Origin of the sequence: Bacteroides sp. CAG:189 (assembly GCF_000432295.1) — a bacterium.
Taxonomy (GTDB): domain Bacteria; phylum Bacteroidota; class Bacteroidia; order Bacteroidales; family Bacteroidaceae; genus Bacteroides; species Bacteroides salyersiae.
This window is the reverse complement of record NZ_HF991095.1, coordinates 1-13,623: the sequence shown is the minus strand read 5'-3', so window position 1 is coordinate 13,623 and position 13,623 is coordinate 1. Positions and strand designations below refer to the sequence as shown.

Sequence of the window (13,623 nt, the reverse complement as noted above, 5' to 3'; positions counted from 1 at the left end):
CCGCAGAGGAGATACCGGAAGGTTCATTAATATTCCGCCATCTACATAATGAACGCCATTTATTTTAACGGGAGTGAACATGACAGGCATGCAACAGGAAGCAGCCACCCTTTCGGCAATACTACCTTTACGAAAATGCATGCTTCGCCCGTGATCCAAATCCGTCGCAGTAATAATAAGAGGAGTTTGTAGCTCTTCCAATTTCTGAGCTTTTAGATTACTTTTCAGAAAATCTATGAATTCTCCCAGTTCGAACAGCCCGACTTTAGGGATTACCATTTTTGTAAGATCCTGAAATTTATGCCCCGAAAAATAGTCCAGAACCCGATGAGGTTCGTTACCATCGGCATAAAACACACCTGCCAGTGCTCCTGCACTGACACCGGAAATGATATCCGGCCGGATGTCATGTTCCAGAAGAGCCTGCATTACTCCCAGATGCGCAAAACCTTTAATAAATCCGCCACTGAGTGCATACCCGATCTGGTACTTTTGATGATCCCAATTATTCGTCATTACATCTTCCATTTACTTCATTTTACTTGTTCGCCACGAAATTAGTAAAATTCTGCAAAGATGAACCGGATATAGACAAAAAACTCACCCCAAATTACACAGATTAGTACAGATCATCTTTACTTTTAAAGAAAAGCCTGTGCTAACCGAAAAGATCTGTTATAATGCGTACGATCAGAATCCGAAGTCGTCCACTTCTATTTTTTCCGTTTCCGTTTCTTTAAAGGGTTTAGCTTCTTTTTGTACCGGATTGCCTTCAATATAAATAGCACGGAACGGACGTGCAGGACATACATATTCACAACCGCCGCAACCTACACAGATTTCCGTGTTTACCTGTGGAATGGTAAGTCCGTCTTTGTAAGGAACCATTGCCACCGCCTGCGTAGGACAGTGCTCCGAACAAGCCCCGCAACTCGTACCATCAGTATGTACAATACAATTTTCTTCGATAAAAATCACATGGCCCATTTGCGTCAGATGTTTTTCGTCTACGGTCAAAGGTTTTATAGCCCCGTTGGGACACACATCTCCGCACACGGTACAATCAAAATTGCAAAATCCTTTTTCAAAACTAACCGTAGGTTGCATCATTCCCTCCAAACCATATTCCATTAACGCCGGTTTAAGTACATGCGAAGGACACTTACTGACGCAAAGGTGACAAGAAGTACAATGCGCCTGAAAGTGTTCAAGACTGACAGATCCCGGAGGAGTGATCGGATTCTCTTTCTTATATGCCTTTTTACCACCCAATGTAGCGGTCGTTTCTTTTATCTGAGCCAAAATTTTAGGAGCGGCAACAGCTGTCATTACGCCAGTCATCAGGAAACGCCGTTTAGCTGTATCCGTATCTTGTTTCTTCTTTGAAACAATAGGAGAATAAACCAACGCATGCTTGCTGCAAGACTCCAGACAATCAAAACAATCTACACAACGGCTATAGTCGATTGTATGTTTTTTACTGTCGATACAAGCAGCTTTACATTTGGTAGCACACAGACCACATCCATTGCACTTATTTTTGTCGATACGAACCTTGAAGAGAGAAAAACGGCTCAAAAGCCCTAAGACAGTGCCTACCGGACAAATAGTATTACACCATGTGCGCCCATGTTTCCAGGCCAGAATTCCTATAATCGCAAGAGTGACCAATGCTATCATAAAAGAGGTCATACTCAGAATAGAGGCATCGGTCTGATAAAAAGTATAATTTTCAAATCGTGAAAAAACAGATTCCAGCAAATTATTCCCGGACATGTATACAGGTTTAAATACATTGACCGCAATCCGACCATATGCGCTATAAGGATCCAACAATCCGAGTATTAATGTAAAGCCACATGCAAATGCAAGGACCGTAACACCTACAATTACCCATCGAAGAATATTTTTTGCCGGACTATAACCATATCTTTTCCTTTTCTTTCCTACAGATTTCGATACACGTGCCACTATATCCTGAAAAATTCCCATCGGACAAATGGTAGAACAATAGAAACGTCCGAAAAGCAATGTCAATAGAATTAAGAATATAAGTATACCGACACTAAAAGAAAGAAGTGCCGGTATAAATTGCAGGTGAGCCAACCGATGAAAACTATTAGGCAATATGCCTGCGAAATCCAGAAAAAAGAATGTAATCAGTGAAAACAGCACCACTGATATACCTATACGTATCTTTCTCAACATGGTGTTATAACTTGATTCTCTTTACATTCAGTTTATCCAGATTCATTGTTCCCACCTTCAATGCTTCTCCCTTGGCAAGGTGACCTACCGTATCGAGCGGCATTTCGCGCACTTGATTAAAAAATTTTGCGGCGGCAGTATCCACTGCTACAATATCCGGCGATACAAAAAGCCCTTTTGCCAATACTACATCCGAAGCCGATCGTCCGCGCGGACCATTAGTTTTCATAATACGGTAAGCATCGACTACATTCAGAACCGCTTTCTTCTGCATGGTACAGATATCAGCAATACATTGCTGTAAATCGTTCTGATGAAAATAACCGCGGTCCCATACAATTCCCATGTGATTCTTCATTGCAATGGTCAGATTAGCACCGCCATGATTTTTCAGAATAGGCACATTAATCCATACATCGCAATTCAGAATCGCTTCGTGTATTTTGGCCTTTTTCATATTTTTACCCTTAGGCAAATCTACCGGACGATAATATGACTCCAGATGGGCAGGCATTACTTTGGCTCCGGCAGCTTTGGCGGCAGATTCGATACCACTATTTTTATAGCACTTCTGCCAATCGTCACAAGTATGATCGAATACGGTAACCTCTTTCGCACCGGCAGCAAAACATTGTTTTACAATTTCTGCAACCAGTTTCGGATTCGTATTTCCTGCTAATTCCGGTACTTTATCCCATCCAATATTGGGTTTCACAACTACCTTTTGACCGGACTTCACAAACTGTTTCATCCCTCCTAATTCGGCAATGGCACGTTGAAACATAAGCTCCGGTTCATCACCCATCACAGCCACAAGATCAGGCTTGCCCGTGCTATTTACAGCTTGTGTCAATATCTCCATCGCTTCAGAACGTTGTATCGTCATTGCCGCACCGGCAACTGCTACAGTTTTTAGAAAATCCCTCCTGTCCATCTTATTTATTTTCTATGATTACCCACAACCAATAATGCAAGCTCGCATCACATAGGTATGTTTAAGATTTACAAATTCAAATTATCCACGGAAATTTAAAACAAGTTTCATCAAAAAGAGCATAATCCGCATTCCCATTAACGGCAAAAGTCTTTATCATCCGGGCATCTTGCATCAGTTCTTTAGCCAGCATTATTGTAGAACCGGTTTTTATACGGTCATCAACCAAAAGAATACGTTTATTTCTAAAATCGAAATCAATAGGTGCCAAAAGCTTCGGCCGGTCATATTTGGGATGCTGATACTCATCCCGCAAGTTTATCTTCAATAAATGAACCTCTTTTTGCAGACGTTGATTAATAATACCTGCCGGCACAATCCCACCATTGGCTATAGCTACTATGATATCGAATTCATCTTCAAAAGTGATAGAACGAAAACGATCCATCACTTCATTAAAAGTTCTTGCCATATCAGTTATATTTTAGCAATTCCTCTTAGTAAGGCATAACCACCGAGCCACTGAATCAACATCCCCGGAACTCCCATACGGAAATCTTGTATAGCTATCCAAAAATTTCTTTCAATCACCCATTCAAAAGCTGTACCTACAACTTGATAAGCAAGTATCGCCACAAGAATGGCCGGCAATGAAATTTTCTTTGCATAACGAGCCGCCAACGCAGACGATCCGGCAAATAATACGGATTTAATAAGAAGAATCGGAAGTACAGCAGCAGAAGGCATTGCAAATAATAAATGATTAATAACCGGAGATAATACAGCAGTCAGCAAACCGACCCGGAAACCATATTTATAAGAAGCTATCAGTGTAAAAAAGTAAATAGGCAATAGGGTAGGACCTCCGGCCGGAATCAAATGACATAATTGGGGTAATACAATATTGCCTGCCACAAATAGCAAAGCAAACAGGTACGTTTTCACATTACTGTAATTCAGTGAATAAAGCTTAGCAGTTGTTTCCATTTTTATTTTTTGTTTTTTGGTTAGTAGCGTTATAAAATATAAGATTGCATTCCACCGGAATGGTTTAATCGGATTATGAATTAAATCATGTAGCAAATATTTCATTAAATCACAGCAAAATAAAATCAGTTATTACAAAGATATCAATTATTTACTTTCATAATCCGACCGATATATATCAGTCAATAAGATTGATACGTTTTTTATAAAGAACGAGAGGATATTGATAGGCTCATCATTAAATCACCTTTTCATTTACTAATAAAGGGCAAACATTATCATTTCAGGTTTTTCTTAAACAACAATACCGGCAAAACCTCTTTCAGCTTTTCCTTATCCGTAACGGCAACCGTCATTGGCAACAGTCTTCCACTGGGTTTTGCATTATAAAAATCCTCCTTTATAGTATCAGAGATGTCAGAATCAACAATAGCATTCAAATGTTTCTCCGTGAAATAGAACGATACTTTGAAATAACCATCAAAAACACCGATCCACCCCAAGTTCTTCTTTTTGAACATCATTTTACACAACCATGCATTACCATCTTTGTAATAATTCCATTCCGGCTTTATATCCAATCCGGAGAGTACATTATCCCATTCTTCAAAAGCCGGATAGCTATCGTGAAGTACACTGTTCAAGACTTCCGGCGTCGGAAGAACATGCTTGTCTTTTAATGCTAAAATTTCCATATCTGTCAGTTTTGTATCCCTATATTTATTCTGCAAACATCCCATACAATCCCATGCCGATACAAAAATAACAGTTTTTTCTTTGTTTGTACCATTACTACTCTTAAATCAGTAATAATGGTATGTATATCTGTAATCTATATTATAAAAAGTTTTGAGATCAAGAATACAAAGCTATTTTTCTTAGTCTTCATGCATTCTTACAATACCTCCTGCCGGCAGAGTAAACCAAAAAGTAGAACCTTTACCCTCTTGAGAACTGACACCTATCTCTCCACCTAAATGGGATATGATTGTTTTACATATGGAAAGCCCGAGTCCGGTTCCTTGTATGAAACTGTTCAATTTGACAAAACGGTCAAAGACATCCGATACTTTATCGGCCGGTATACCATATCCTGTATCTTCCACATAAAAGTAAAGATCACCGGAATCCTTCAATTTATAACCTATATGAATATGGCCCTTAGGAGTAAATTTAATGGCATTATTCACAAAGTTGTGTACTACTTGTAGAAGACGGTTACGATCACTGTGCACAACACATTCGAATATACGATCTGTAAATGCAATATCCAGTTCTGAATTGTTTGCTTTTAGATGAGCTGTCTGAGCTACTTCCGTCAATAGACTATTCAAGTCGATCTCAGAATAAGTAAACTCTAACGTGCCTGCTTCAATTTTCGACAAATCGAGAATATCACTGATAAGCTGTAACAACAAGGCATTATTATTCAGTATAATATCTGCATATTCTTTTTTTTCTTCCGGATCATCCGTTTCTGTCAGTAGTTCAGAAAAGCCGACAATGGCATTAAGCGGTGTACGGATTTCATGACTCATATTAGCCAGAAAAGCAGATTTCAACATATTGCTTTGCTCCGCCTGTTCTTTGGCTAACCGCAGAAAATGCTCCATTTCTTTCTGTTTCGTAATCACCATTCCCGAACCGATTATACTAACCGGACGCCCTTTCGCATCATATCTGGATACGGTTCCCTGTTTGTGTACCCATTCATATTCACGGTCATTATACCAATGTATCTGATATATTTCATGAAATTCAGTCCGCTTGCCTTCCCGTAACTCACTAAACACCTTTGTTATACGTTCACGAAAATCAGGATGAATTTTTTTCAGGTATTCATCTATAGAAATGTTATACCTTCCATGCCCGTCAGGACCCGGCGAATCTTCATGATGATAAAAGTTATAGTCGGTAGAAAAAGTATGAGTTATAAAATCGGCACTCCATGGAAGTACGCCGGCAATATTCAGAGCGGATGAAAGCACCGAATTACTCGTTTCGAGTTCTTCCTTTGCCTGTCTTAATGAAAGCTGTGCCCTTTTTAATTCCAGTTGAGACGCATTTTCTTCCGGAAGATCACGTGCCGTAACGATTACCCGGTCGTTGTCTATCAGAGACATCTGTATTTCATAGCAATGCTGATTGCCGTTCTCTTCCATATTAAGTTCGAATATCTCGGATTTCCCGGACGAAACTGTTGTCTGGAAATGTTTCATATATACCCGTCCTGTTTCCCAATCAAGAAAAGCATCTATTTTCTTACCGACCATTCCCTCCGGATTGAAAGGTAAGTTACCGCCAGGATTGACAATATTCAAAAGTGTGGCTTGTTTATTATACACTAAAATCATCTCCGGAACCGTTTTTATCGCATGTTCATGTGCGTCTGCAAAAATTACATTATTCATTATCTTGCTTATTTTTGTATCAATTATCCTTCTCGATAATAGTAGGACTGCCAAAGCCTATTTATCGCATAGCATTAATTAGAACAAAACTCTGATTAAAAAGTTTTTAAGAAGATAATTTTGCCTTAAACGGCCCATTATTTTATTACAGGGAACAAAAAACAGTTTCGGATATTTATTTAATAATAACAGGATCACCCAAGAATTTCGGGCTCTTATTCGTATATAAATCCATAAACAGTTTAACTCTTGCAAACTTCTCCCGAAGTTGGGTCTTGAATCCGCTATATGCATCCACATCCTGCGCATTATAACCAATAGCCTGCAAACCTTTTGCCTGTGCAATGTATATGGCCCGGCGGTTATGAAAATCCTGTGATATAACCGTAAAACGATGTTGTCCGAATATCTTTTCCATGCGCACTACGGAATCCAATGTCCTGAATCCGGCATAATCCAGATAAATCTTATCTTCAGCCACCCCTCTTTTTACCAGTTCATTTTTCATATCTTCGGGTTCATTGTATCCCTCACTACTATTGTCGCCACTGATAACAACGGTTTCTATCTTTCCGGCTTTAAAAAGAGCAACAGCAGCCTGTATCCTGTTTTGAAAGTACTGATTGGGAGCACCCGAACGGAGGGTTTTGGAAGTACCCAATAAAAGCCCCGTTTTATTGCAGGGGATAGTAGCGGCATCTTTGTATATCAATGTATCCGTTTTATGTTCCACCGTATAATTGGCAATAATCGTAATAGCAACTATCAGAATGATTCCACTCGGAATACCCCATTTTATTATTCTCCGCCGTTTAAGTAATTTTATCGGACTTCTCATATCATTTTCTTTTATACTTTTTTCAGATCAGGAAGAAACCAAGTGACCAATCCTAACAATGGCATAAATGCACAAACATTGTAAACAGCTTCAATCCCGAACCTATCCGCCATATTTCCCAATACGGCAGAAGCAATACCGGCTATTCCAAAAGCAAAACCAAAGAATAATCCGGATATAAGCCCCAATTTATTAGGAAGCAACTCTTGTGCATATAGCAAGATAGCGGGAAAAGCGGAAGAAAGCATCAGACCGACGCAAAAACTGAGTATCACCGTACCTGCAAGCCCCACATGCGGCATCAGCATGCTAAAAGGAGCTGTCCCGAGAATGGATACCCAAATTACATATTTCCGTCCGATCCGATCACCGATGGGGCCACCGACTAATGTCCCGACAGCCGTAGCAATCAAGAACACAAAAAGAAAAAGCTGGGATTGCTGCACGCTCACCCCAAACTTATGAATCAAATAGAACGTATAATAACTGTTGAGACTTGCCATGTAAATATATTTAGAAAAAATCAGAACAAGCAGGATACTAATGGAAAGTACTGTTTTATTCATAGGCAACGGCATTGCCAAATGCGGTTTCATCGCTGCAGGAGCACTTTTTATCCGAGTTAAGTAACCTTTATACCATCTGCACACAGGAATCATTACTAAAATAGCAATCAATGACAGAATGGCAAATAAAGAGATATGGCTACGTCCGTAAGGAGCAACTAACAAAGCAACCAACAAAGGTCCTAATGAGCCTCCCAGATTTCCGCCCACTTGAAACAAAGACTGGGCAAGTCCCCGTCTGCCACCCGAAGCCAATGAAGTGATACGTGAGGCTTCCGGGTGAAGCACAGAAGAACCGATACCTATCAGGAACACAGAAAAGAGCACCCAATGCAAATTAGAAGCAAAAGCGAGATTCAGCATACCGGTCATCGTAAAAAGCATTCCTGCCGGAAGTGTCCATGCCACTGGACGTTTATCAAAAAAAAGTCCGAAAATCGGTTGAAAAACAGAAGCTGACATCTGATAAACCAGTGTAATCAGTCCGATCTGAGCAAAACTAAGGCCCAAATCGTCTTTAAACAGAGGATATACCGCCGTTATTACAGATTGCAATAAATCATTCAGGCAATGAGAGATACTCAATGCTACAAGTATAGGAAAAGCGATGGAACTGACTGGACGTTGCGGATTCTGTATCATATTGACAACCTTTTGTTATTCTTAGTTTTGCAAAATCGGCTGCAAATGTACAAAACACAGATAGTCTAAGCGAACAAAAACGCTATTATTTTCTCCTCTTCCGATCAAGCATAATAGTTCATACTAAACAGGATACCTAAAAACATCTGCTTATTCTCTCCAATGAATATAGTATATAAAACATTATTTATCAGATAATTGTATCCGTTCCTTTATCTTTCCCCAAGCATGTGTGTCGAACAGGCAACTACTACGCATCGTGTGATACATTTCCTTAAATCGGGACATCGGCACTGTATAACTTAAAATATCCGGCTCAAAATAAGGACGTACAGACGGATCAAAGAAACCGATAAAAGTTCTTCTGCCTCCCCTGTGATTCTCCAGAATAGTCTGTGTCACTGTAACGCTGCAACCGGAACCGAATTGTGTGACAACAGCATCTTCCGAATTATTATCATAACAGGCCCATGTCACCAATCCCGAAAGTATATCGGGAGTTGCCAGAAACAAGACACCTTCAATAAGATCCAAAGAATCCACTTTATCCATACGTGCAAAATGCAGATAACGATTCTCTGTTTTTGTTACCCCTAACCGGTCGATATACTCAATTACCATTTCCGGCGTTTCTTTATATTTTTCTTTTAAAGAAACAAAAGTCGGTACACGTTCCGGCATATCGGTAAAACCTGTATAGAATTTACCGCCGCCACATCCGATAACATCGGCATTCAAACTGACCGTATGTCCTTCCCTTACTTTTCTCATGTCTTTGAAAAAGCAACCGTTTATCTTTTCTGTTTGATTTTCGAGCGTATCAGAGTACCAGAATACAATAGGAAGCTCCGTGTTTTCTCCGAAAGCCGCTTTGTAATTTGCTATAAACGTCTTTATTTCCATGAGTCGAGTTTTAAAAAGTTCCACATTAAAGAAAAGCATTTCCTGCAAAGATAAAATAAAGAATGACACTTCCTTATAAACAGGAGTTAAATAGAAGAAAAAAGAAAATCAAGTGCCATATTACTAATATTTGTATAGTAATTACATTTAATTATCCGGGCATTCCATTTGTTTTACTAACTTTTTGTTATCTTTGGTACAAAATAAACTCGTTAACCGTGTAATAATAAAAAACAACCGACGTATTATGAATCAGGAATTAGTAATGAGCCCGCATTTGTTAGTGGCTTTTCTCCAAAAACCGGCTTCCGAATTTACGAAAGCAGACATCATCACGTATATTCAAAAAAACGACATCCGTATGGTTAACTTCATGTATCCCGCTGCGGACGGACGATTGAAAACACTCAATTTTGCAATCAACAATGCCGCCTATCTGGATGCAATTCTGACTTGCGGCGAGCGTGTGGATGGTTCCAGCCTGTTCCCGTTTATCGAAGCCGGCAGCAGTGATTTATATGTAATCCCCCGTTTCCGGACAGCTTTTGTCGATCCGTTTGCCGAATTACCCACCGTAACCATGCTTTGCTCTTTCTTTAATAAAGATGGCGAACCATTGGAAAGTTCTCCCGAATATACCTTGAGTAAAGCCTGTAAAGCATTTAAAGAGGTGACCGGCATGGAGTTTCAAGCAATGGGCGAATTGGAATATTATGTCATATCAGAGGATGAAGACATGTTTCCGGCAACCGACCAGCGCGGCTATCACGAATCGACTCCTTATGCCAAATTCAATGATTTCCGTACGGAATGTATGGCATACATCGCACAAACAGGCGGTCAAATAAAATACGGTCATTCTGAAGTAGGTAATTTTACACTGGACGGCATGATCTACGAACAGAATGAAATAGAATTCCTTCCGGTACGTGCCGAAGAAGCAGCCGACCAATTGATGATTGCCAAATGGGTGATTCGTAATCTGGCTTTTTCTTATGGATACAACATTACGTTCGCACCGAAAATTACTACAGGAAAAGCCGGTTCCGGACTGCATATCCATATGCGCATCATGAAAGACGGACAAAACCAAATGCTAAAGGACGGTGTATTGTCCGAAACAGCCCGCAAGGCCATTGCCGGTATGATGGAATTGGCATCTTCCATTACTGCTTTTGGAAATACGAATCCGACTTCTTATTTCCGGTTAGTGCCACATCAGGAAGCACCTACCAATATTTGTTGGGGTGACCGCAATCGTTCGGTATTAGTAAGAGTACCGTTAGGGTGGTCGGCAAAGACCGATATGTGTATGTTGGCCAATCCGCTGGAAAGTCCAGCCAATTATGACACCACACAAAAACAAACCGTAGAAATGCGCTCACCGGACGGTTCGGCAGATATCTATCAGTTAATAGCCGGACTGGCCGTAGCTTGCCGCCATGGTTTTGAGATACAGGATGCACTGGCAATAGCCGAAAAAACTTATGTAAATGTCAATATACACAAGGAGGAAAATGCCGGCAAACTAAAAACTTTGGCCCAATTGCCGGATAGCTGTGCCGCATCCGCCGATTGCCTTGAAAAGCAGCGCTCGTTCTTCGAAAAATACAATGTATTCAGTCCGGCCATGATAGATGGTATCATTACCAAACTACGTACTTATAACGATGCCACTCTACGCAGCGATATTCAAGATAAACCCATCGAAATGATGGAGTTGGTTGAAGAATATTTCCATTGCGGATAGTCATAGAATTTATAGACTCTAATACCCCGGTACTACTTTTGCAATACCGGGATATTTTTATATTATTCTATACATATTACAAATATTCGTCCCGGATTTGTCATCTACTTTTCGAACTTAAAAACATATAGAATATGTTTTTGTTTAATAATATACAGCATTATGTCCGTTATCTTTGATACCTTTATCACATTTTAAAAACTGTTGTTGTAATAATGCCCGATAAAAGTATGATGAATTTACGTAAATTACTTCTTTGGATATTAGTTAGTATAATAATATTGTGTGCATTAAGGTATGGCATATTAGAATGTGCCAACCAATATATCTATAATTTGCGTAACACACATTTTCCCTCCTTTGCCTATCGCTATGATGATTTTTTGCCCTATATTCCGGTAGTGATCATGTTCGGAATGAAATTGGCGGGAATAAAAAGCCGGAGCCAATGGAAGCCGATGTTGATATCCACCGTTTTTTCATTTGCACTTATGGGCATCACTATCTGCTCTATCAAATCATTGGCAGGTGTACTCAGACCCGATGGTTCCGACTTCCTATCCTTTCCTTCCGGACACACAGCAACGGCTTTTACCTCGGCCTGCCTTCTATACAAAGAGTATGGTCCTAAGAGTTCATGGATAGGTGTAGCAGCCTTTTTGCCTGCATTCATCACAGGGCTTAGCCGTCAATTGAACAACAGGCATTGGTTGAGTGATGTGGTAGGCGGCGCTGTCATTGGAATTCTGATGGTAGAAGTGGGATACTATTTATCCGGTTTGTTATTCAAAGAAAAAGGGAAATAGATCATCACTTGCTTCCATCGTCACATTTCTGGTGAACACCTCATCCTTAAAACAGTAGGTGCAATATTCTGCGTTTTGTGACAAATCGGCATTAGTACCAAATTCTTCTGCGGATTTCATATCCATTCCACAACTTTGGCAAATCGATTCACTCATCATTTTTTATTGTTAAGAAGTTAGTTTTTGATTGACCCGGTTCATTTATTAATGATTACTTTCCCGATCTTTGACAATCTTCTATGAATAGAAATTTATTCCATCCAATTGATAAACAATGGCAATTTAAAGAAAAAAGAGCAAACAACCAAAATGCATATAAAAAAACTCTCCGATAGCACCTTTGATATATCTCCGGAGCATTCTTTACCAATCTATCTGGCTGCGGAGAGCCTATTCAGACTTTCCAAAAGCATGAACAGATATTAGCATAAACTATATTATTATTTCAAAATATTAGAATATTTGGCCTTGAGCAATCCATAATCTTTATAGTTGAATTGTAGAGAGAGTGACGAAAGTACCTTTTTTTCCGTTTCAGGACTCCAATAAATTTGGAGCCTGTCACATGTCCGAGTAATAGCTGTATAAAAAATATTATGAGTTATCATATCTTCAACATCATGGGTTATCACAACTTTTACTGATTGGAATTCCAAACCTTGAGCCTTATGTATTGAAACTGCATATGCCACCTGAAAAGGCACTACCGTAGAATCCGATTCTATATCTTCATCTCCGTCATCGTTTTTCTCCACTGTAAGTTTTATCACTGACGTCGTTTCGGACACCGGCGGGCATAACTCCAATTCCGAATATTCAAGATCAAGTTCATTAAGAATAGTGTTAACCTCAAGCGTAAACTCAATCAAATCATCGTGTTTAGTAATCCCAAGAATTTTTCCCTTTAAGTTGTTGTATATCCAGGGTGAAAAGCGTTCGGTTTCATTAAACAAAATCGGATCATCAACTTTATATGTCAATATATCCCATTGGACAGGTGGGTTAGGATTATTACTTTGAAGAAAACGATTAATATTATTTATTCCATACAAACCGTCATAATTTAAACAAAGAATGATCTCGTCATCATGTGATTTTGTAAATATTGAGTTATCAAGATTTTTTGTATAACCATGTTTTGTCAAGTATTCAAGAATGTCAGAGGAAAGAGTTCTTACTTTATTCCATACAGCAAGCAAACCACTCTGGGAAGTACGATAGGTTTGCTTCAATTCTACACGGCAGCTACCTTTAATGGCATAATATGCTATACTGAACCAATTTCCGAAGAGAATTGATTCAATCTGATACATATCTCCTACAAGAATGAGCAATTTGAATTGCCCCTGTTTTAGTATATCATTCATGTCTTGATTACTTACAGTACTGCATTCATCAATAAACAGAAGATCCCATTCCTGCTTTATGGATTTTCCAGCCAAGAACTTGGCGATGGTCATGAATGTTCCATCATATGAATCAACTTTTCGACGTAGATTCTCAACAGCTGGATTAGTATTGGCTAAGTAAATTTTATTTTTATCACCCTAAAATCCGCAAGCAATCTCAATGGCAATC

At 39.4% G+C, this 13,623-nt stretch carries 13 protein-coding genes and 1 pseudogene; 2 read left to right on the top strand and 12 right to left on the bottom strand.

Annotation, left to right across the window (positions count from 1 at the left end):
* The 10 genes and pseudogenes from QVP90_RS13425 to QVP90_RS13380 all read right to left on the bottom strand — a co-directional run.
* Nucleotides 1–528 (bottom strand): annotated as a pseudogene (locus tag QVP90_RS13425) (patatin-like phospholipase family protein); the annotation flags it as partial.
* Nucleotides 529–690: 162 nt separating this feature from the next.
* Nucleotides 691–2,208, bottom strand: a complete 1,518-nt coding sequence (locus tag QVP90_RS13420; protein WP_021936712.1) for a 4Fe-4S dicluster domain-containing protein — start codon at nucleotides 2,206–2,208, stop codon at nucleotides 691–693.
* A 4-nt stretch (nucleotides 2,209–2,212) separates the two neighbouring features.
* Nucleotides 2,213–3,151, bottom strand: coding sequence for a DUF362 domain-containing protein (locus QVP90_RS13415; protein WP_264381147.1), 939 nt, complete (start codon nucleotides 3,149–3,151; stop codon nucleotides 2,213–2,215).
* A 67-nt stretch (nucleotides 3,152–3,218) separates the two neighbouring features.
* Complete coding sequence (locus tag QVP90_RS13410) at nucleotides 3,219–3,614, bottom strand: phosphoribosyltransferase (protein ID WP_005931986.1); 396 nt, start codon at nucleotides 3,612–3,614, stop codon at nucleotides 3,219–3,221.
* Nucleotides 3,615–3,619: 5 nt separating this feature from the next.
* Nucleotides 3,620–4,129, bottom strand: a complete 510-nt coding sequence (locus tag QVP90_RS13405) for a hypothetical protein (protein ID WP_007480942.1) — start codon at nucleotides 4,127–4,129, stop codon at nucleotides 3,620–3,622.
* A 278-nt stretch (nucleotides 4,130–4,407) separates the two neighbouring features.
* Nucleotides 4,408–4,824, bottom strand: coding sequence for a DUF3788 family protein (locus QVP90_RS13400; RefSeq protein WP_025819051.1), 417 nt, complete (start codon nucleotides 4,822–4,824; stop codon nucleotides 4,408–4,410).
* A 183-nt stretch (nucleotides 4,825–5,007) separates the two neighbouring features.
* Nucleotides 5,008–6,540 carry a sensor histidine kinase gene (locus QVP90_RS13395; RefSeq protein WP_007480946.1) on the bottom strand — a complete coding sequence of 511 codons (1,533 nt, stop codon included), beginning with the start codon at nucleotides 6,538–6,540 and terminating at the stop codon, nucleotides 5,008–5,010.
* A gap of 175 nt (nucleotides 6,541–6,715) precedes the next feature.
* A complete protein-coding gene (locus tag QVP90_RS13390) occupies nucleotides 6,716–7,378 on the bottom strand; it encodes a SanA/YdcF family protein (protein WP_021936710.1) in 663 nt (220 codons plus the stop codon).
* Between the two features lie 11 nt (nucleotides 7,379–7,389).
* A complete protein-coding gene (locus tag QVP90_RS13385; protein ID WP_007480949.1) occupies nucleotides 7,390–8,586 on the bottom strand; it encodes an MFS transporter in 1,197 nt (398 codons plus the stop codon).
* Nucleotides 8,587–8,769: 183 nt separating this feature from the next.
* The gene (locus QVP90_RS13380) at nucleotides 8,770–9,489 is read right to left on the bottom strand and encodes a DUF169 domain-containing protein (RefSeq protein ID WP_007480950.1); all 720 of its coding nucleotides are present in this window, start codon (nucleotides 9,487–9,489) and stop codon (nucleotides 8,770–8,772) included.
* 247 nt (nucleotides 9,490–9,736) lie between these two features.
* On the opposite strand from QVP90_RS13380, the gene QVP90_RS13375 reads away from it, so the two are divergent.
* The gene (locus QVP90_RS13375) at nucleotides 9,737–11,239 is read left to right on the top strand and encodes a glutamine synthetase family protein (RefSeq protein WP_021936709.1); all 1,503 of its coding nucleotides are present in this window, start codon (nucleotides 9,737–9,739) and stop codon (nucleotides 11,237–11,239) included.
* A gap of 233 nt (nucleotides 11,240–11,472) precedes the next feature.
* A complete protein-coding gene (locus QVP90_RS13370) occupies nucleotides 11,473–12,045 on the top strand; it encodes a phosphatase PAP2 family protein (protein WP_192909989.1) in 573 nt (190 codons plus the stop codon).
* Here the strand turns inward: QVP90_RS13370 and QVP90_RS13365 are convergent.
* Nucleotides 12,022–12,201: a zinc ribbon domain-containing protein gene (locus tag QVP90_RS13365; protein ID WP_005931963.1), complete on the bottom strand. Its 180-nt coding sequence runs from the start codon at nucleotides 12,199–12,201 to the stop codon at nucleotides 12,022–12,024. The genes QVP90_RS13370 and QVP90_RS13365 overlap by 24 nt on opposite strands.
* Before the next feature lie 284 nt (nucleotides 12,202–12,485).
* Complete coding sequence (locus QVP90_RS13360; RefSeq protein WP_288204528.1) at nucleotides 12,486–13,577, bottom strand: AAA family ATPase; 1,092 nt, start codon at nucleotides 13,575–13,577, stop codon at nucleotides 12,486–12,488.
* Nucleotides 13,578–13,623: the final 46 nt, after the last annotated feature.